A 21,195-nucleotide genomic window follows, 5' to 3' on the forward strand; every position below is an offset into this window, starting at 1 on the left:
ATCAAAAGCTAATTAGGCGACAAAAGTACTAAATTATCCTTAGTTTTATTGCCCAATATTTTATAAGTACAGGAAAAACGCTACTTTTGTTTCTGAAATTAACAAAACTCCTTATATGCAAACATCGGATAGCATTGTTATCATTCCTACTTACAATGAACGGGAAAATATCGAGAATATCATCCGTACCGTTTTTGAGCTTGAAAAAGTTTTTCATATTCTTGTTATAGAAGACGGTTCACCAGATGGAACCGCAGCAATAGTAAAGACTCTGCAACAAGAATTTCCCGAACGACTGTTTATGATGGAGCGAAAAGGTAAACTAGGGTTGGGTACAGCTTATATTACCGGATTCAAATGGGCACTGAAGCGTGATTATGAGTATGTGTTCGAAATGGATGCAGACTTCTCGCACAGTCCCAATGATCTGCCTCGACTGTATAAAGCCTGTAATGAAGAGGGTGGAGATGTGGCTATCGGCTCTCGTTACGTCAGCGGAGTAAATGTAGTAAACTGGCCTATGGGACGTGTACTGATGTCTTATTTTGCCTCGAAGTATGTACGCATCATCACCGGACTACCAGTGCACGACACAACAGCAGGATTCAAATGTTATCGCCGACAGGTGCTCGAAACAATTGACCTCGACGCCATCCGCTTTAAAGGTTATGCCTTTCAAATAGAAATGAAGTTCACCGCTTTCAAATGTGGCTTCAACGTGGTGGAAGTGCCAGTCATCTTTGTGAACCGAGAACTAGGAACATCAAAGATGGACAGCAGCATCTTTGGAGAGGCCGTGTTCGGAGTGATTAAATTGAAAATAAATAGTTGGTTCTATAAATACCCACAGAAGAAATGAAACGAACACTCATCAAGAATGCCATAATCGTAAACGAAGGGAAAAGTATTGAAGGCTCTGTAGTAATAGAAAATGAAAAGATTATCGAACTATTGACTGCGGAACAAGAGCCAACTTCACCTTGTAATGAAACAATTGATGCTTCGGGTTGCTATTTGCTGCCAGGGATCATTGACGACCATGTACATTTTCGCGATCCGGGGTTGACACATAAAGCTGACATATCAACCGAAAGTAGTGCCGCCGCCGCCGGAGGAGTTACTTCTATCATGGACATGCCAAATACGAACCCGCTCGTTACAACCATTGATACTCTCAATGATAAGTTCGAACTGATGGCTAGAAAATCTGTAATCAACTACTCTTGCTATTTTGGTGCTACCAACACCAATTATAAATTCTTTGAGCACTTAGACTCTCACAAAGTATGCGGTATCAAGCTATTCATGGGCTCAAGCACAGGAAACATGTTAGTAGAACGAATGAAAAGCTTAATGAAGATATTCTCGGATACTGACCTGCTCATCGCTACCCACTGTGAAAGTCAGGAGATTATTAAAGCTAACATTGAGAAATACAAAAAAAAATATAGTGATGTTGTAGACTTGTCGGTACGCTATCACCACCTCATTCGTTCTATTGAAGCGTGTTATCAATCCTCTAAACTAGCTGTAAAGCTAGCAAAACAAACAGGTGCACGCTTACACATTCTGCACATATCTACGGAAAAAGAACTCAGCTTGTTTGAAAACAAACCGTTGGCAGAAAAAAAGATTACCGCAGAAGCTTGCATACCCCACCTGCTATTCACTTCAGCAGACTATACCACACTGGGCACACGCATCAAATGCAATCCTGCGATCAAACTCAAAGGCAATCGTGAGGCTCTCAGAAATGCAGTCAACTCTGGATTGATTGATGTTATTGCCACTGATCATGCCCCGCATCTGCTTAGCGAAAAAGAAGGAGGTGCATTAAAAGCCACTTCGGGAATGCCTATGGTGCAATTTTCGTTGGTCAGCATGCTCCAGCTAGTTAATGAAGGTGTGTTTACTATCGAAAAAATAGTAGAAAAAATGTGCCACGCACCTGCCGATATTTATAGTATTAACCACCGCGGATACATCCGCCCCGGATATCAGGCCGACCTCGTACTTGTGCGCCCCAACAATAAGTGGGAGCTAACCAAAGATTCCATCTTAAGCAAATGCCAATGGAGTCCACTGGAAGGCAGAACCTTTGATTGGAAGGTAGACAAAACCTTTGTCAACGGTCATTTGGTTTATTCCGAAGGGCGAGTAGATGAGAACTACCGCGGACAACAACTCAGATTTAGATGATAATAACTTATAAAATACATCAAGTAGCTTCTTACGTTAATTGGATCTATTTTTTCCACGCATGGGGCTTTCAACCAAGATTTGCCGCCATTGCCGATATTGATGGATGTGACTCTTGTCGGGCTTCATGGCTCACTAATTTTCCTGAAGATGAACGAGAAAAAGCATCCGAGGCCATGCAACTATTTAAAGAAGCCAATCGCATGCTCGATGAACTGGATGAAGATTTCGAGGTAAAAACGCTGGTTAAACTCTGTCCGGCCAATGGAGACGGCGATAACCTCATCATTGACGGAACTACATTTCCGCTATTACGTCAGCAGACGAAAAAGAAAGATAATAGTCCTTTCCTTTGTTTGAGCGACTTTGTGCGTCCACTCTCATCGGGTATCACTGACACTGTAGGCGTTTTTGCTGCATGTATTGATGCTGATATGGAAGGCTTATACGAAAAAGATCCCTATAAGCATCTTCTCGTGCAAACACTTTCCGACCGTTTGGCCGAAGCTGCTACTGAAAAAATGCACGAATATGTACGCAAAGAGGTTTGGGGCTATGCTAAAGACGAAAACTTATCGATGAAGGATCTTATGTTGGAGAAATACCAAGGTATACGACCTGCTGTGGGATACCCTTCCCTACCCGACCAATCTGTAAACTTTTTGCTCAATGATGTGCTAGACATGAGCCAAATAGGCATCAGCCTCACCGAAAACGGTGCAATGTATCCGCACGCTTCGGTTTGTGGTATGATGTTCTCTCATCCGGCCTCTCACTATTTTACTGTTGGCAAAATAGGTGAAGATCAGCTAGCCGACTATGCTGGCAGACGAGGCATGAGCGTGGAAGAAACAAAGAAGTTTCTGGCTGCTAATCTCAGCCTTTAAGCAAAAAGAGCGTGAAATAAACCCAATGAATTAAAAAGGGCGCAACTCTGTGATTTTTATAAGCCGACAACGACTAACCTACTAAAAGGAATCTGAAAGAAATGAATGTGAATGTAGAACGAGAGTTCGTGTCGGTAATCAAGGAGTACGAGCGGGTCATTTACAAGGTCTGCTACCTTTATACCACAAAGAATGCAACGCTCAACGATCTTTATCAGGAAGTGACTATCAACTTATGGAAAGCTTATCCTAAGTTCAGACATGAATGTAAGATTTCTACATGGATCTATCGAATTGCTTTAAACACTTGCATCAGTTTCATCCGAAAGGAAAAGAATATACCGGAGATAGTGACTCTGACACAAAATGAAACTGAATGGATGACCGAAGAGCAAGACGAATTACAGGTTATGCTCAAAGAACTGTATCTGTTAATCAGTCAGTTAGGCCAACTTGATAAGTCCATCATTTTGCTCTACCTCGAAGAAAAAAACTACGAGGAAATTGCAGAGATAACCGGATTAACCGTGACTAACGTGGCCACCAAGCTAAGTCGGATTAAGGATAAGCTGAAGAAGATGAAACAGAACAACCAATAACAACAAAATAATTAGCTATATGGAATTGGATGATTTGAAAAAATCGTGGAATGCACTGGATGAACGACTACAGAAGGACAAGCTGATTGACGAAGATGAGCTGACTAGCCTGATTTCCAAATACAAAAGCGGCACAAGCAATAGTATAAGGAAGATTACCGGCTGGCAGAGATTTTCCATTGCTGTAGGTATAATAGCTATTGCAATTGTTGTTCTATTATGGTGCATATTGCCTTCTGTTCTATCCGATAATGATACTAAAAAGCAATCGACCATCCTTTGCTTGTTTTTTGGCCTTACACTCATTGCCGGTATAGGATGGGACTTTAAAACCTACTTATGGAGCAAAAATACCAAGATAGATGAAATGCCTATTCTTGTTGTAGCCGAACGCATGAATAAGTTTAGTCGGTGGATGAAGTATGAAGTGGTTGCCATATCCGTATGGGCCGTATCGTTTACGGCATTATACTACTGGACGATGGGATTGTATAATCATTCATACATGTTTCAAATCATAACCATTTCACTACTAGTTATTATGGATGTTATTATCATCTACTTCGTCTACAAGAAACTAATATATAACCATCTTGACGCTATAAAAAGGAACATTGATGAGTTAAAAGGACTAAATAACGCAGAGACACCAAACAACACCGAAGAAACATAATCACTTCATTGAAAAGCGTATTTCTTTACTCTTCGTAAAAACGGTGTACTCTGTGTTATTTATATCTCCGGTTATTATACCTTATCTTTATCTAAATCTATTTATGAGAAAGGTTCTTCTACTGGTTATATTTCTTGCTGTCTGTCTACTTGGCGATGCCCAAATATCATCGCGCAAGTTGATGGATCAGTATAACTTTTCGGCGATAACCATAAAAGATGGCTTACTTCACAATTTTATCGATAATATTTACAAAGATAGTCGCGGATTTCTATGGCTCTCTACCCAAAATGGACTTTCGCGATACGACGGATATAGTTTTACTCATTACAACATTTCGTCCAATGGGGTAAAATTGAAAAATAATTTCATTAATCAGGTATGCGAAGATGATTTTAACCGCCTCTGGATTGTTTCAGAAGCAGGGGTTGAAGTGCTTAATCTGAAAACGAACACGCTAGAGCTTATCGATCTATCAGCTTTTCAAACAGATGAGTTAATGCAATCTGCGGTCTATTTTGTTCGTAAAGATCATAATGGATGTATTTGGCTGGCTACACAAGATAACTTATTTATGCTTTCTTTCGATGGAGAGGGTAAAGTGAGCAAATTCATACCGCTTTACTCAACTTATGAAAGGCACTCTGCCCCTATCACAGCATTGAAAGAGATAAATAATGAAATGTGGGTGGGCTACAACCGTAACGTATATGTGGTGAGAAAAAGAGCATCCAACAAACTTTCTCTGAAGCAAGCGTTTCCCAAGCAGCTTTTTGACGCAGCTACCCGCATACATTGTTTCTGTTTAAGAGATGAAGATATTTGGATAGGGACTAATCGTGGTTTATATCGCTACAATCTTCAGAACAATAAATACAAATGTTACCAGTCTATAGAAGAGAAAACAGGTTCATTGAGCCAAAGCTACATCACCGATTTAGCTTTGACGCACAAAAAGGAGTTGGTAGTAGGCACACTCAAAGGATTAAATTTTTATGACCCGATAACCGATGGCTTTGTGCGTATCATCTATACCGGAGAGTCATCCGACAAAACCATTAACTGTAATTTCATCAATTGTCTGTATTCCGATGGGAATATTATGTGGATAGGCACCGAAATTGGCGGATTGAACAAAATGGTTAACCGTAACTTACAAATGCAAACTTATATGCATCATCGTTACGATCAGGTATCGTTAGCAGATAATCCTGTCAATGCAATATTTGAAGACGATCGTGACAATCTATGGATAGGGAATATAGAAGGAGGGCTTAGCTTACGAAAAAAAGGTACGGAAGATTTCATCCATTTCACTCATCAACCAAGTAATCCAAACAGCTTAAGCCACAACTCTGTTTGCGCCTTTACGCAAGACAATCGCAACCAACTATGGATAGGCACGTGGGGACATGGTATCAGTGTCCTCAATTTAAACAATCTCTCAGCTAATGCCTCTTTTAGACGCTATGATGTAGAAAATAGTGCTCTCAAAAACGATTTTGTGGGGACATTAGCTTTCGATAAATTGAATAACGGCATTTGGGTAGGTACATCCGATGGTTTGAGCTTCTTTGACTTGGCGCGCCAAAGTTTTTTGAATATAAGCTTACCTACAGATAAGTTTTCCAATAACTCAATGGTTGGTATGCTCATTGACAGTAAATCTCGCTTGTGGATAGGTACACGCCACGGCCTGATCGTTGTCAACTTATTCTCCTTTGCCAAACGTCGTTCTGATATCCGATACCGCTACATGGAATACAAGCTGGACAATCAAGAAACTCGCCTGATAGAGAAAATTAATTGCATTTTTGAAGATAGGCAAGGTACAATCTGGTTGGGTAGTAATGGTTACGGCATGTACAAATTGGAATCTGACGCTAAGTATCCCTATGTATTCTCTAATTTGACTACTAAAAACGGTTTACCAGACAATACTATCTTTGGTATTTTGGATGATAAATCCGGTAACCTCTGGCTAAGCACCAATTTTGGCCTCTCTCGTTACAATATCAAAAACAGAAGCTTTACCAACTACTCTGAGGCAGATGGTCTATTATCCGATCAGTTTTATTGGAATGCTTATTGCAAATCGAAGAGTGGAATCCTTTATTTTGGTTGTCTGAATGGCATGATAGGGATAGAAGGTGTACTCAAACCATCAAAGGTAGAGAAACATAAAGTCGTCTTTACCAATTTGTCCATTCTAAATGAAAACATCGTACAAGGAAATAATAAGTATTTAAAGTACAACATAGCATGGGCCAATAAGCTTTCTCTACACGAACGTGATAAATCCTTTTCAATTGAATTCTCTGCACTCAATTTTGAAAGTGCCGATAACTTAAGATATCTCTATCGCTTAAAGGGATTTGATAATGATTGGATAGAAACGGATGCCAAGCGGCATTTTGCCAGCTATACCAACTTACGGTCTGGCAAGTATACTTTTGAGGTGAAGGTCTTAGATTATCTGCATCCCGAAAATAGTGAAGTAACTGAACTCTCCATCAATATTGCCCCTTTCTTCTATAAAACATGGTGGTTCTTCCTAATCGTATTGTTTGCTATTGGTTTGGCTGCCGTTTATTTCTACCAGCGTAGAATCGCTTCCTATAAAGAACAGAGACGTATCTTGACTGAGAAGGTTAAAGAGAGAACCTTAACGTTAGAGGAGAAAATGGGAGTACTTTCACAGCAAAACGAACTGCTCACACAGCAGAAAAAACAATTAGTGGAGCTCTCTAAAAAAATTCAAGAGATTACCGCTGATAAAATATCTTTCTTTACGAATATAACACATGAATTTCGTACTCCTATTACTCTAATAATGGGACCTATAGATCGAGCATTGAAGTTAAGTAATAATCCGGTGGTTATAGAACAACTAAACATTGTTGAGAGAAATTCGAAATCACTTTTGGCTTTAGTTAATCAGTTACTTGATTTCCGCAAAGTAGAATCCGGCAAAATCACCATCACCAAAAAGAGTAATAACTTGCTCTCTTTCATTGATAACATGCTGCTACCCTTTATCGCTTTTGCAAAAGAACGAAACATCAATATTCGTAAGATGATTCGTTTGGAACATTCGCATTATTTTTATGATGAAGAATGGATACGCAAAATGTTAATCAACCTGTTGTCGAATGCTATAAAATTCACCTCCAATGGTGGATCGGTGTCAGTTTATCTCTATTCATACATCAGTGCCGAAGGGATAGAAACTCTTTATATCGCTGTCTCCGATTCCGGAGTGGGTATTTTAGAGAAAGACTTAACCCGCATTTTCGACCGCTTCTACCAGTCAAAGCAACACGTTAAGTTCCCTGTTTACGGGCAAAGTGGAACGGGAATCGGATTATATCTTTGCAAGCGCATCGTTCAACAACATGGTGGTATCATCTATGCACGCAACAATCACAGTGAAGGTGCTTCAGTACGAGTTATCTTGCCCTTGCAACCTGATTATGACGTTGAAGAACAAGTTACGCCGACCAACCATCTATTACCAGTTGAAAAAACTGATGAGCTAATGGTGAAAGATCAGGAAGAGGCAAACACAAGCAAGAAACCAGGCGTGTTACCCACAATTTTAATCGTAGAGGATAACGCCGATATGCGCATCTATGTACGTTCTATTCTCTCATCGGAATACCATATCTTAGAAGCCGGGAATGGTGCTGAAGGGCTAACAATATTGGAAAGCAATACTGTTGATTTTATCGTGACTGATCTGATGATGCCTGTGATGGATGGAATGGAATTTTCTAAGCGAGTAAAAGAAAATTTGGCTACTTCTCACATTCCTTTATTAATTCTAACGGCCAAAATTTCTGAAGAGGTGCGACTTGAGAGTTATCGGGTGGGTGTAGATGAATATCTGGAAAAACCATTCGACGAAGAGTTGTTGATCGTGCGTATTCGGAATATTTTCAATAGTCGCAAACAGAACCAAACTCGTTTTGCTTTACAGTTTGATCCGGTAACATTGCAGATTGATGAAGAATCACGTGACAGTAAATTCATGACTTCTATTCTTTCCGTAGTGGAAGAGAATTATAAGAACCCGGATTTTGAAGTAACTAACTTTGCTTCGGCCATGGGCATCAGCAAAACCTTGCTAAACCAAAAGCTACAAAATTTAGTAGGGCAACCGAGCGTTAAGTTTATCAGCACTTATAGGCTCAGAAAAGCATGGGATTTAGTACAAGTCAATAAGGTGACAAAGAATCTTAATATTTCAGAAATAGCCTATGAAGTGGGGTTCAACGATCCAAAATATTTTTCTCGTTGCTTTCAAAAAGAATTTGGTATGTTACCTAGTACTATTCTCTCTTTTCTGCCTAACGAGGCTGATAATTTTCAATAATCCTCCTTTCCTTTTCTTTTTTCACCTTCTATGAGAGATAATTAGTCTATTTTTGCCCTATAAACCTTTATTAAGATGCTATAATGAATAGACCTATTTATCTTCTATTTTTAATTATTGCTGTCCGGTAAAAATTGAAAAGCATAAAATATCTGTCCGAATTGCCTATAAAAAGGCAGTTCGGCTTTTTCCTTCAAAAAGCAAGCCCTCTTAATCAAAGAGTGTTGGTTCTGGAGGTGATAAACTGGACTGGTTAATGATTCTCAACCATGCTTTTTCCGGATTTTCGCAGAACATATAGAGGTCAATGTAGTACATGAGTGTCTGCCTTATGATTGTTACAAGATTTGAGAAGCTCCATTTCCGTTTAATTCGTTTTCTTATGACAGATAATAGTAAGTTTGCAATAAGTGTTACCCATATCTGTGTTTTGATTGCGTTTACGCTCTCTCCAAAGAAGTATCTGAGTGGAAAATTCTGCTTCAACTGCTTGAACAGGCTCTCTATCTGCCAGCGCCGTAAATAAATGGCAATAATTTCTTCCGGTTCCAACTCAAAGTTATTGGTCAGAAGAACGCTTGAGTACTTCTTCTTTTCCTCCCAATACTCTATCCGACGTGAAACATGTGTTATATCGTCCTTTTTAAGCTCTATCATATGATCGCTTAGTACAACCAGCCCATCTTTATTCACAAGAAAATGGCCGTTAAGAGGGGTGTAGCGTAGGCTTTTCTTCATTTTGGTTACATAAAAGACTCCGTTGTCTGTTAATTCTTGAAAGACCTTATAGTCTATATATGCCCTATCCATGGCTATGAATGCCCCATTTGTCAGTTTTAGTTTAGTAAGCATAACATGATCGTGAGTTGCTGCCGATGTGAAATGAATGTTATAAGGTACTCCTTCCTCGGCTTTGAGCACAGTGTGAACCTTTATGCCTCCTTTCTTCTTTCCATGCTTGGGATTGCGGCCTACACCTTTCAAAACGTTTGAAAACAGTGTTATTGTAGTAGAATCCATGATGTGCAGCAAGCGCTCCCAAGCCTTGTCCGTTCGGCTGTCCGCTAAATCATTTTTGTATTTCCGGTATAGGGAGAAATATATCTGCTCAAAGAACTCATTACTGCGCCTATTGTTGGCTTCTGCCAAAGTGCTGCGTTTTACCATGTAATCTATGCCTAGGTGATTGATCTTATTTGCCTCAGAGAGCATTCCTATTACGATTTCACGTAGAGAATCATAGCGCATCAGCACGGCGTAGAGCATTATTACAAAGTGAGAGTAGCCGTCTAGCTTCTTCACATAGCGCTCATGCAAACCTTTTCGGCTTATTCTTGCAATTTCTTGGCTATCGATCAATTTTAATAGCTGCGCATAAAGCGGCTGTCCGGTAAAATATGTATTTTTGCCCATAGATTTTCCTTTTAGGTGTGGTAACTGCAAAGGAAAGAAAAAGGGCTGGATTCCAAGAGAGGAAAACAGCCCTAATTTTTTGGTCCACTAATTTTTACCGGACAGCAATAATTTTTAATTGCTGCCTTATGTACTTCTCCTCAATATGTATTCTCGCAGAAGCAAGAGAACTATGGACAATACGTTGACCCTATGATTGGCTCTGAAGGATTGGGTCGTGTCTTCATCGGCCCATCATGTCCATTTGGTATGGTAAAGCCCAGTCCTGATTGTACCTCAAAACCTAATAGCGGCTGGTTACCTATGCCCACAGAAGTTACAGGCTTTAGTCAGGTGCACGTCAGCGGTACGGGTGGCGGACCTAAATATGGCAACATCCAGGTGATGCCTTTTAGCGGACCGTTAACTCAATTAGATCAGTCGGCACTTCGGAAAGAAGAGAAGACTACATTGGGTTATTATCAAACTAAATTTGAAGGCAATAACATCGAAACAGAGATCACTACAGCCGAACGGGCTGCTTTCTACCGTTTCTCTTATCCCCAAACGGCTCACAAAGCTATAAAAATCGATGCTGCCTTTTTCTTGGGAGAGAGCCCCACACCCAATACCAGAGAAGCTCAGCAATTCATTGGTTCTGAAATAGAAGTATTATCTGATTGCGAGGTAAGAGGCCATAGCCGCATTCGTGGAGGATGGAATAATGGCAAAGCTTATACAGTCTATTTTTATGCGATCTTCGATCATCCTTTTGATGCTTTTACTTCATGGAAAGATAGTTTGCTGATGCCCAATCAAAAGTCACAGTACGATGCAGGCAAAAAGACCGGGGTCTTGCTCTCTTTCAAAGATACATCCTACCAAAAACTCCAAATGAAGATTGGCATTTCGTTTGTTAGCTGCTTAAAAGCGAAAGAAAATATAAACGCAGAAATCGCTCATTGGGACTTCCAAAAAGCACATACAGAACTTTTAGAGAAATGGGAACAGCTATTGAGCCGCATTGAGATTGATCCAAAGGCCTCTCCTCTTCAAAAGCGAATGTTCTATACCGGTCTGTATCATACGATGCTAATGCCCGTCGATCGTACGGGCGAAAACCCACTGTGGCTCAGCGAGGCTCCTTACTACGATGATTTCTATGCTATCTGGGATACATACCGCACCTCTAATCCTCTCATTACATTGATCGATCCGCAGAGAGAAGTGAATATTGTTAACTCATTGATAGATATTTATAAGCAAGATGGCTACATGCCAGACGCTCGGAGTGGTAACTCCAATGGACGTACTCAGGGTGGCTCAAATGCAGAAGTACTGATTGCCGATGCTTATGTGAAAGGCTTAAAAGGGATCAATTACCAAGAGGGTCTTCAGGCAATGTTGAAAGACGCGTTGATTCCTCCGGGCGGCAACGAAGAACAAGAAGGACGTGGCGGATTAGTAGAATACAATCGACTGGGATATGTGCCTTACGGCATTGACCGATCAGGCAATCGAACGGTTGAATATTCATACAACGACTATAACATTGCTACGGTAGCCAAGGGATTAGGCGAAGAGGAGGTTTACAACCGCTTCATCAAACAGTCGGCCAATTGGAAAAATTTATGGCGCGATGACTATGAGAACAATGGTGCTAAAGGATTCATCATGCCTCGGGATGCCAATGGCAACTGGTTAGACGAAATTCCTTTCGGTTCCTCGAAAGTATATAGCCCCACTTTTCTTTATCACCCATTAATCAGTGAGGCACCCTGGTATCTTCCCTGGTGGAGTGCTTTCTTATACGAGGGTACTTCTTGGGAATATTCGTTGAGCATTCCTCAGGACGTTCCGGGTTTAATTGAGAAGTCGGGTGGCAAGGAGGCTTTTCAAAAACGATTGGACACCTTCTTCGATCGTAGTTATTATAATGTAAACAATGAGCCTTCATTTCTTACTCCTTGCTTATACCATTGGATTGGGAAACCCTATTTAAGTAGCGACAGAATTCACCAAATTATATCCACTCACTTCAATGATTCGAGCATGGGACTTCCGGGAAATGATGATTCGGGTGCCATGTCTTCATGGTTGGCTTTTCACATGCTGGGGCTTTATCCGAATGCCGGTCAGGCTTATTATCTGCTCAACACTCCCTTTTTAAAAGAGTCGGTGATTCATCTGGAAAACGGAAACTCATTCAAAATTAGTGCGCAGCAACTATCGGAGAAGAAACGATACGTAGGCAAAGCCTTATTGAATGGCAAACAACTAAATCGTGCATGGATTTCACATAAAGAATTAATGGAGGGCGGCGAATTGGTCTTAGAAATGGTTGCCAAGCCGACTAAATGGGGTGCTCAGGAATTACCTCCTCAACAACTAAAGTAATACAAAGATGAAACAAAGAAATAAGATCATAGGAATGATGTTGCTGGCTATTTGCTTTTTTCTGCAAGTAGCTGCTCAAACGAACAATCAAATAATTGAAAAAAATGATACGCTACAGTACGTATTCAAATTACATGGGCAAACACGTCGTTATAATGTAGTAATAGAGCAGAAAGAGGGTGCTATGTGTTGGCAATGGTCTATCGTCAGGAATCTAAATCTACATACGGGTTGCATTGTTACTTCACCTCAAGGGTTATCTAACGGAACCATGTTAAGTTTCTCTCAACCAAATGATGGTGAGCAACTTACTTTGAAAGAAAATGAGACTTTTGGGTGTATCTCTCAAGCAGCATTTCAATCTCTGATGACTGAAAAATCCTTCATCTACAACCATACAACCTATCGTCTCCAAAAAGTAGAAGGCTCATTTGAATTTGGTGGAACGCACTACCCTCTGTTGAAAGTAGTGGCCGATATTGATGGAACGGAACTTTGGATCGCCAAGAACTCTACTCTCCCACTTATATGTAAAGTGTCAAAGAGTCCGTTGGGCATTGATTGGACAATTAATCTGTAAATACAATAGTACTATGAAAAAATATATCATCTGCTTTTCTCTGGCCTTTGGACTTTCTTTATTCTCATTTGCTAATAATCCTATCAAGGGATTATTGGAGCGTATTGATCAAGGGGCTTCTAAGAAGTTTATAGTTGAGGTCGTTAATCAGCAGAACAATGACTTTTTTGAATTAGACCAAAAAGGTTCAAAGGTCGTGATTCGGGGTAACAATTATGTCAGCATCGCTACGGGACTAAATTGGTACCTGAAGTATTATGCAGGTATTCAATTGTCGTGGAATGGCATGTCGGCTAAACTACCGAAAGTTTTGCCGGCAGTAAAGGAGAAAAAACATTTTGAAACTCCGTTGAAGTTACGTTATGATTTCAATTATTGCACTTATTCTTATTCCATGGCCTTTTGGGATTGGAATCGTTGGGAACAAGAGATTGATTGGATGGCACTTCATGGGGTAAATCTTCCGCTAGCTATTGTGGGAGAAGAATGCGTCTGGTTTAATATGCTGAAGAAGCTAGGTTACAGCAAGAAAGAAATCAATGAATTTATTGCCGGACCGGCTTTTCTGGCTTGGTGGGAAATGAATAACCTGGAAGGTTGGGGTGGCCCAAATCCCGACAGTTGGTATGCTCAGCAAACAATCTTGCAGAAGAAAATATTAAAACGTATGCGCGAGTATGGCATCGAGCCCGTTTTCCCGGGATATTCGGGTATGCTTCCTCACAATGCGAAAGAGAAACTAGGATTGAATGTAGCAGATGCTGAACTATGGAATGGGTATATTCGCCCGACTTTTCTTCAGCCTACCGATAGTCGCTTCCAGGAGATTGCAGCACTCTATTATAAAGAGCTTGATGCTTTATTTGGCAAAGCCAACTATTACTCAATGGATCCCTTTCACGAAGCAAAGGGTATTGAAAGTGTCGATTTGGATGCAGCAGGAAAGGCTGTTATGGATGCAATGAAGAAGGTCAACCCGAAAGCTGTTTGGGTTGTGCAGGGTTGGACAGAGAATCCTCGTGATGAAATGATAAAAAACATGAAGAATGGTGACTTACTGATACTTGATTTATTTAGTGAATGCCGACCTATGTGGGGTATGCAACCTTCACTTTGGTATCGTGAGCAGGGTTATCACCAACACGATTGGCTATTCTGCATGTTGGAGAACTTTGGTGCAAATGTGGGACTTCATGGGCGCATGGATCAACTACTAAATAATTTCTACCAAACAAAGAATAATCCGTTAGCTGCACATCTAAAAGGTATCGGTTTTACCATGGAGGGTATAGAAAACAATCCGGTAATGTTTGAGTTGATGTCAGAACTTCCCTGGCGTACAGAGGAAATTACCAAAGAGAGCTGGATAAAGGAATATACAGCAGCTCGTTATGGCGCTAAAGACAAAGTGATTAATGAAACATGGAGCATTTTGGCCAATGGAATATACAATTGTCCTCAAGGAAATAACCAACAAGGTGCACACGAGTCTATTTTCTGTGGACGTCCTTCGCAAAATAATTTTCAAGCCTCCAGTTGGTCAAAGATGCAGAACTATTATGATCCTACAACAACGGCTGATGCAGCACGTTTATTGCTAAGCGTTGCCGATCAATATCGTGGAAATAATAACTTTGAATATGACTTGGTTGACATTGTTCGTCAGGCCATCTCTGATCAAGCAAGAATCGTATATAACAGAACCATTGCCGATTTCAAAAGTTTTGATAAAAAAAGTTTCGAAGCGGATTCAAAAGAGTTTTTAGATCTATTACTGGCACAGGATAAACTGCTCGGTACAAGAAAAGAGTTCCGTGTAGGTAATTGGACTCAGCAAGCACGTGCCTTAGGCAACACTGAAGAAGAGAAAAATCTGTATGAATGGAATGCACGAGTGCAAATCACCACATGGGGTAACCGTTTCTCGGCCAATGACGGCGGACTGCGTGACTATGCTCACAAAGAATGGAATGGAATTTTAAAAGACTTCTACTATAAAAGATGGAGTGCTTATTGGCAAGTACTACGAGATGTATTAGCCGGTAAACCAATGGTTGAACTAGATTATTACGCCATGGAAGAACCTTGGACAAAGGCAACGAACATCTACACCGCTGAACCTGAAGGCGATTGTGTTACAACAGCTAAAGAAGTTTTCAAGAAAGCTTTCGGCAAATAATGATTATAATCAATTAATTGAATATAAAGATGGATCTATCGCAAAAAAAACAAAGATTACTATCCTTGGATGTACTGCGCGGACTAACCGTTGCAGGTATGATATTAGTCAACAATGGTGGAGGAGATTCCTCGTATGAACCTTTGCGCCATGCAGCTTGGAATGGTCTTTCGTTGGCTGATCTTGTCTTCCCTTTCTTTCTATTCATGGTAGGTATCTCTACGTATATTTCATTGCGAAAGTATCAATTCGAATGGTCTGGTTCGTTAGTTCTGAAGATTTTAAAACGCACCTGCATCATTATATTGATAGGGTGTAGCATTCATTGGTTTGAGGCATGTTGCAAAGGAGATTCTTTCCCCTTTGATCATTTACGGTTTACGGGCGTCTTACAGCGAATAGGTCTCTGTTATGGCATTGTTTCCATCATAGCCATTACTATAAAACATAAATGGACATTATGGCTATGCGGTGCATTGTTAGTAGGATATACAGCCATTCTTTACTGGGGCAATGGCTATGCCTGTGATACCACTAACATTTTATCCATCACAGATCGTTTAATCTTTGGAACAGCGCATCTCTATCATAAAAGTCCGATTGATCCTGAAGGATTACTAGGCATCATCCCCTCCATTGCTCACACCCTGATTGGCTTCTGGTGTGGTAAATTGATCATAGAGAAGCAAACATTGGATCAAAAAATAATGCATCTGCTTCTTTTCGGCTTTGTGTTAATGACTATTGGCCTGACCTTCTCGTATGGCATGCCCATGAATAAAAGAATCTGGTCACCTACATTGGTGTTGTTCACTTGTGGTATGGCGGCTAGCTTATTAGCTTTCCTCATGTATATCATAGACGTCGAAGAGCATAAGAGTTGGACACCTTTCTTCGTCTGTTTTGGTGTCAATCCTCTTTTTATTTATGTGATGAGTGAATTATTGTCAGTTGTTTTCGGGCAGTATGGCATCTCTGGCTATTTATACAACGAAATTCATTCTCTTATAACGAATGCACAAGTCTCATCGTTAGTGTATGCCCTCATTTTTGTCTTTGTGAACTGGGGAATTGGTTATCCTCTCTATAAAAGGCATATATATATTAAGATATGATGAAGAAATAGGGAGCTGTTCAAAAATACACCTTTTATTTTTAATTTTCTCCCTACTCTATCAAGCCAACCTTTACATTTGCCTACAATAAATCGTTTTTATTAACCTTTAATTAATTATTACGTTATGCGAAAAACAGTTTTTTTTAATCTATTCGTCTTTCTGATAACTAGCATTTCCGCTTTTGCTCAAAGCAGCATATCCGGAAAAGTAAAAGACGAGAAAGGGGAAACACTTGTTGGTGTGAATGTCCTTGTAAAAGGAACAACCATCGGTACGATTACCGATATGGATGGTTCTTTTGAAATTAAGGCTGCTTCCGGGAAGACTCTTGCATTTACTTATATAGGATACATCCCTCAAGAAGTAAAAGTCACTAATCAATCCTCTATGACTGTCATATTGAAAGAGGACAATAAAACATTGGATGAAGTAGTAGTGATAGGCTACGGCAGCATGACCCGTAAGGATGTTACCAGTTCTATTACGACAGTGAAAGCTGACAAACTGAATACCGGTGTGTATACTGATCCCGGGCAGTTGCTGCAAGGCAAAGTACCCGGATTAACGGTCGTTCAGAGTAGTGACCCTACAGCAGGAACAACTTCTATCTCTCTTCGTGGCGCATCTTCTTTTCGTACAGGTGAAGCGATGGAGCCTTATTATGTTATTGACGGTATTCCCGGCATGTCTTTAAACCTTATAGCTCCAGAGGACATTGAATCCATTGATGTACTTCGCGACGCATCTGCAACTGCCATTTACGGTTCTAAGGCTGCCAATGGTGTGATTGTTATCACAACAAAGAAAGGAAGCAAAAATGACCGTTCATCTGTTTCGTATAGTGGTTATGTTGGATTTGATAACATTGCCAAACGCCTTGATATGATGTCGGCCAGTGATTTGCTCTCTTATGCAGCGGCTAACAATATTACACTACCTAACAATGAGGGTTACAATACGAATTGGAACGATGAAGTGCTTCGTACAGCAGTTAGTCACAATCATAACATTTCTATTAACGGAGGAAACGAACGTTCCAGCTACAATGCCAGCTTGAGTTACTTAAGCAAGGAAGGTATTGTACGCGGTACTGAATTTGAGCGTATTTCAGGTCGTGCTTATGCGCAGACAAAATGTTTGAATGATCGTCTGACTTTGGCTTTCAATGTTAGTGCAGTGCAGAGTAAAGGTAAGACTGTTTCATCAAGCAAAGACGGTCAAAGTGTTTTTGATGCCATGAACTATTATTCACCCTTACTTCCTACAAAAAACGAAGATGGAACGTGGTATAATTACACCTCAACAAGTCAATATTATAACCCGATGTCCATGATTTATGAGGATACTTATGAAACGGTTAAGAAATTGCTTCAGGGAACAGGTAAGGCGACTCTAGAAATCAATAAGGATTTGTTTTGGAACTTGAATCTTTCTTATGAAAACGAACAAGTTAATTATAATAATTACAATACGACAGAGTCTCAGATCGTTACTGCTAATGGACAGGCTTATCGTGGAGCTCTTGAGAATAAAAAGAAAGTGCTGGAAACTTATTTCAATTATGATCATACATTTGCCAATGCACATAAATTAGGTTTGATGGCCGGTTATTCTTATGATCAGAAGGACAATAACAATGGATTTGGTCTTACGGTTTATGATTTCTATAGCAATGCTACTTCATACTATAACCCTACTTATGCTAACAAAATGGATATGAGTGGCATAACTGTCTATCCACTGGAAACACTCCGCATGATTTCTTTCTATGGTCGTTTGAATTATTCATATAATAGCAAATATATGCTTCAGGCTACAGTTCGTCGTGATGGTTCTTCTGCTTTCGGTGCGAACAATCGTTGGGGAACATTCCCTTCCGCATCTCTTGCATGGCGTATGAGCGAAGAGAAATTCATCAAAGATCTGAACGTGTTTGATGATTTGAAGTTCCGCGTAGGTTATGGTGTCAGCGGTAACTCTTTGGGATTTGGCGCTTTCCAGGCAATTCAGACTTATGGTCCTTCCGGATGGTTTACCTATACAGACGCTAATGGAAATTCCAGTCTTTACCGTACAATAGCTGCTCAGTCAAATGCAAATCCTAATTTGAAATGGGAACGAACTGCAATGCTTAATGTAGGCTTTGATTTTACTTTCTTCGGAGGGCGCCTGGGTGGTACAATCGAATATTATGATAAGCGTACAAGCGATTTGATTTATTCATATAATGTATCAACAAACCGCTATCCTTATAACACTATGATTGCAAATGTAGGTGATATTAACAATAAAGGTATTGAACTTACAATCAATGCAACCCCTATCAGTACAAAGAAATTCACTTGGGATACAAGCTTGAACCTTTCACACAACAAAAATAATGTGAAGAGTATTTCCAATAGTGATTATTCTGTAGATTATATTTCAACAGGTGATCCGGAAATTGCAGGTTATTCTTCAAACGCACAAGTAGAGCGTATTATGGAAGGTCATCCACTTGGAACTTTCTATACTTATGAATGGGCTGGTTATAACTCAGACGGCATATCAGTATTCTACAAACATGATCCGGAAACTGGTGAACGTACCGGTGAAACAACAAAAGACCCGGTTGATACAGACCGTACCATTACAGGTAGTGCACAACCTAAGTTGAATTTGGGTTGGACAAACAACTTCAAATATAAAAATTGGAGTTTGGACTTGTTCTTTACAGGAGTCTTTGGCAATAAAATTTATAATGCAACTAGCGAGCAATATAGCAACGTGAGTTTCGTTACCGAAGGTAGAAATGTATTGAAATCAGTAGCTACAGAACAAAAAGCTACAGATGTTCAGTCACAAGCTCCTTCTGATCGTTGGTTAGAGAATGGAGACTATCTCCGTCTGTCAACTCTTTCTTTGGGTTACTCTTTCGGAAAGATGGGTAATTGGGCGAATTCACTCAGGGTATATGCAACCTGCAATAACTTGTTTACAATTACCGGCTATTCCGGTCGTGATCCTGAAATTAATCTTGGTGGCTTGGATCCGGGAATCGATAGACGTACGAACTATTATCCTCGTACTCGTACATTTATGTTAGGTGTAAATGTTAATTTCTAATCATCTAAAAATTGAACTTACAATGAAAAGCTATATCAAAAATACCTTATTTGCAGGTTTGCTGTTATCATCAGCAACAGCCTGCACCGATTTGGATGTAAAAATCATGTCTACCTATACTTCTTATCCGAGTTCCGAAATTGCAACAGAGGCAAAGATGGCGGATTTATACTATGGATTTCGTGGCCCTTTGGGACGCCGTTATATTGAAGCCGCATGTTTATCTTCCGATGAATTTACGGCAGTTACTTATGGTGGCAACTGGTATGACGCCGGTAATTATGTTCACTCTTCACTTCATATGACTAATCCGGATGATGCACATATCGATTGGCTCGGTGATATCACTGGAACCATTACCAAGTGTAATCAGGCTATTGTAGATCTTGGAGGCGATGATGCAACAGATGAGTCTATCGCAAAAGCCTTGACAATGCGTGCTTTCTACCATTTCATCTTTATGGATATGTTTGGCAATGCTCCTATTTTGGATCATGTTATTGGGGAAAATGAAGCAATTGAGCGTTCTCCACGCGCAGATGTAGCAGCCTTCATAGAAGACAATCTACTTCGTGCCATTAATTCCGGCGGCTTGTCCGAAAAGGTTGATGCTTCGACTTATGGAAAACCGACTAAATGGATGGCTGAAGCTCTTCTTGTGAAACTATATTTAAATTGGGCTGTTTACACCTCCGGTGATGTTGCTAATTATGAGCCCACTTTGGCAAATTCCAAACTGAATGATGCAGTGAAATACTGTGATGAACTAATCAATAGTGGTAAGTTTGATTTGAGCGATAGTTATCGCAAGAAATTCATGCCGGATAATGGTTACCTGATTAAGGATTTCATCTATGCAATGCCTTATGATAATGCAACAGCACAAGGTTTGACATACGCCCGATTCCAATTCTGGCCTAAATTTAATAATGATGGAGGAAGTGGTACTGGTTTGTTCGGCATAACACTTTCAAAGAATGCCGGTGGTATTTTCACAGTTACACCTGAAGCAGCCGATCGTTTCAATCTGGAAGGAGACGAACGTAATGATATCATTTTGAAAGAATCGCTTTATACTTATAATATTTCAACCTTTGCTAAAACCACAACGCCTTATATGTATAATGGGCAACGTGTAGTGCTTACCAAAAACATTACTTTACTTACATCGGATGATACCTCTATGAATGTTGGTGATAATTTTAATGGTTGGAATCAGGGTTACCGTTGCATCAAGTGGGCTATTCAGGCTGCCGACTATGACACCTATGGTCGTAACCAAAGTAACGATGTGCCTATTTTCCGTTATGCAGATATTCTGCTGATGAAAGCTGAAGCTATTCTCCGCGGTGCAGCAGCTACCAATAACGATACTCCTATGAGTTTGTTCAACCAGATTCGCAGTTATGTAAAAGCTCCTACAATGACCACATCTCCTACTTTGCAAGATATTCTTGACGAGCGTGGACGTGAGTTCTTTAGCGAGATGTGGCGTCGCAATGACTTGATCCGTTTTGGTCAATACGAAAACGATTGGGGGTTGAAACATATTGTAAATCCAGCTGCTAAGACTCAGAAATGGCGCCGTATATTCCCACTTCCTACAAATGTTATGAATTCTAATACCAACTGGACACAGAATTCTGGATACTTAAAATAAAGGCAAGATCATTGGGTTGATCTTATGGAGA

At 40.1% G+C, this 21,195-nt stretch carries 13 protein-coding genes; 12 read left to right on the forward strand and 1 reads right to left on the reverse strand.

All coding sequences use genetic code 11. From position 1 onward, the window contains the following. Positions 1 to 115: 115 nt before the first annotated feature. The 6 genes from BQ5338_RS01685 to BQ5338_RS01710 all read left to right on the forward strand — a co-directional run bounded on the left by BQ5338_RS01685 (position 116) and on the right by BQ5338_RS01710 (position 8,733). On the forward strand, positions 116 to 859 hold the full coding sequence (locus BQ5338_RS01685; protein WP_071145096.1) for a polyprenol monophosphomannose synthase: 744 nt from the start codon (positions 116 to 118) through the stop codon (positions 857 to 859). Further along, on the forward strand, positions 856 to 2,199 hold the full coding sequence (locus tag BQ5338_RS01690; protein ID WP_071145097.1) for a dihydroorotase: 1,344 nt from the start codon (positions 856 to 858) through the stop codon (positions 2,197 to 2,199). The genes BQ5338_RS01685 and BQ5338_RS01690 overlap by 4 nt, the downstream gene beginning before the upstream one ends. Then, a complete protein-coding gene (locus BQ5338_RS01695) occupies positions 2,196 to 3,086 on the forward strand; it encodes a vitamin B12 dependent-methionine synthase activation domain-containing protein (RefSeq protein ID WP_071145098.1) in 891 nt (296 codons plus the stop codon). The genes BQ5338_RS01690 and BQ5338_RS01695 overlap by 4 nt, the downstream gene beginning before the upstream one ends. A 101-nt stretch (positions 3,087 to 3,187) precedes the next feature. Further along, entirely contained in the window at positions 3,188 to 3,685 is a 498-nt protein-coding gene (locus BQ5338_RS01700; protein WP_071145099.1) for an RNA polymerase sigma factor, read from the forward strand. A gap of 19 nt (positions 3,686 to 3,704) precedes the next feature. Next, the gene (locus tag BQ5338_RS01705; RefSeq protein WP_071145100.1) at positions 3,705 to 4,358 is read left to right on the forward strand and encodes a hypothetical protein; all 654 of its coding nucleotides are present in this window, start codon (positions 3,705 to 3,707) and stop codon (positions 4,356 to 4,358) included. 103 nt (positions 4,359 to 4,461) lie between these two features. Then, positions 4,462 to 8,733, forward strand: coding sequence for a hybrid sensor histidine kinase/response regulator transcription factor (locus BQ5338_RS01710; protein ID WP_071145101.1), 4,272 nt, complete (start codon positions 4,462 to 4,464; stop codon positions 8,731 to 8,733). Positions 8,734 to 8,943: 210 nt separating this feature from the next. Here the strand turns inward: BQ5338_RS01710 and BQ5338_RS01715 are convergent, their stop codons facing one another. Continuing rightward, positions 8,944 to 10,146 carry an IS4 family transposase gene (locus BQ5338_RS01715; RefSeq protein WP_071145038.1) on the reverse strand — a complete coding sequence of 401 codons (1,203 nt, stop codon included), beginning with the start codon at positions 10,144 to 10,146 and terminating at the stop codon, positions 8,944 to 8,946. Positions 10,147 to 10,263: 117 nt separating this feature from the next. Here BQ5338_RS01715 and BQ5338_RS01720 point away from each other — a divergent pair, with 117 nt between their 5' ends. From BQ5338_RS01720 to BQ5338_RS01745, 6 genes are all read left to right on the forward strand, one after another. Then, positions 10,264 to 12,522, forward strand: a complete 2,259-nt coding sequence (locus tag BQ5338_RS01720; protein WP_071145102.1) for a GH92 family glycosyl hydrolase — start codon at positions 10,264 to 10,266, stop codon at positions 12,520 to 12,522. 7 nt (positions 12,523 to 12,529) lie between these two features. Further along, positions 12,530 to 13,102 carry a hypothetical protein gene (locus BQ5338_RS01725; RefSeq protein WP_071145103.1) on the forward strand — a complete coding sequence of 191 codons (573 nt, stop codon included), beginning with the start codon at positions 12,530 to 12,532 and terminating at the stop codon, positions 13,100 to 13,102. A gap of 13 nt (positions 13,103 to 13,115) precedes the next feature. Then, on the forward strand, positions 13,116 to 15,281 hold the full coding sequence (locus BQ5338_RS01730; protein ID WP_071145104.1) for an alpha-N-acetylglucosaminidase: 2,166 nt from the start codon (positions 13,116 to 13,118) through the stop codon (positions 15,279 to 15,281). 29 nt (positions 15,282 to 15,310) lie between these two features. Beyond that, the gene (locus BQ5338_RS01735; RefSeq protein ID WP_071145105.1) at positions 15,311 to 16,396 is read left to right on the forward strand and encodes an acyltransferase family protein; all 1,086 of its coding nucleotides are present in this window, start codon (positions 15,311 to 15,313) and stop codon (positions 16,394 to 16,396) included. Between the two features lie 126 nt (positions 16,397 to 16,522). Further along, on the forward strand, positions 16,523 to 19,504 hold the full coding sequence (locus tag BQ5338_RS01740; RefSeq protein WP_071145106.1) for a SusC/RagA family TonB-linked outer membrane protein: 2,982 nt from the start codon (positions 16,523 to 16,525) through the stop codon (positions 19,502 to 19,504). Between the two features lie 22 nt (positions 19,505 to 19,526). After that, complete coding sequence (locus tag BQ5338_RS01745) at positions 19,527 to 21,164, forward strand: RagB/SusD family nutrient uptake outer membrane protein (protein ID WP_071145823.1); 1,638 nt, start codon at positions 19,527 to 19,529, stop codon at positions 21,162 to 21,164. Positions 21,165 to 21,195: the final 31 nt, after the last annotated feature.

The organism is Bacteroides ihuae (genome assembly GCF_900104585.1).
GTDB lineage: Bacteria > Bacteroidota > Bacteroidia > Bacteroidales > Bacteroidaceae > Bacteroides > Bacteroides ihuae.

What these genes read in the sequence shown, in the direction of transcription:
- BQ5338_RS01690 (WP_071145097.1), top strand. Translation starts at nt 856, where the DNA reads ATGAAACGAACACTCATCAAGAATGCCATAATCGTAAACGAAGGGAAA.
- BQ5338_RS01705 (WP_071145100.1), top strand. Translation starts at nt 3,705, where the DNA reads ATGGAATTGGATGATTTGAAAAAATCGTGGAATGCACTGGATGAACGA.
- BQ5338_RS01695 (WP_071145098.1), top strand. Translation starts at nt 2,196, where the DNA reads ATGATAATAACTTATAAAATACATCAAGTAGCTTCTTACGTTAATTGG.
- BQ5338_RS01740 (WP_071145106.1), top strand. Translation starts at nt 16,523, where the DNA reads ATGCGAAAAACAGTTTTTTTTAATCTATTCGTCTTTCTGATAACTAGC.
- BQ5338_RS01730 (WP_071145104.1), top strand. Translation starts at nt 13,116, where the DNA reads ATGAAAAAATATATCATCTGCTTTTCTCTGGCCTTTGGACTTTCTTTA.
- BQ5338_RS01700 (WP_071145099.1), top strand. Translation starts at nt 3,188, where the DNA reads ATGAATGTGAATGTAGAACGAGAGTTCGTGTCGGTAATCAAGGAGTAC.
- BQ5338_RS01685 (WP_071145096.1), top strand. Translation starts at nt 116, where the DNA reads ATGCAAACATCGGATAGCATTGTTATCATTCCTACTTACAATGAACGG.
- BQ5338_RS01735 (WP_071145105.1), top strand. Translation starts at nt 15,311, where the DNA reads ATGGATCTATCGCAAAAAAAACAAAGATTACTATCCTTGGATGTACTG.
- BQ5338_RS01725 (WP_071145103.1), top strand. Translation starts at nt 12,530, where the DNA reads ATGAAACAAAGAAATAAGATCATAGGAATGATGTTGCTGGCTATTTGC.
- BQ5338_RS01710 (WP_071145101.1), top strand. Translation starts at nt 4,462, where the DNA reads ATGAGAAAGGTTCTTCTACTGGTTATATTTCTTGCTGTCTGTCTACTT.
- BQ5338_RS01715 (WP_071145038.1), bottom strand. Translation starts at nt 10,146, where the DNA reads ATGGGCAAAAATACATATTTTACCGGACAGCCGCTTTATGCGCAGCTA.
- BQ5338_RS01745 (WP_071145823.1), top strand. Translation starts at nt 19,527, where the DNA reads ATGAAAAGCTATATCAAAAATACCTTATTTGCAGGTTTGCTGTTATCA.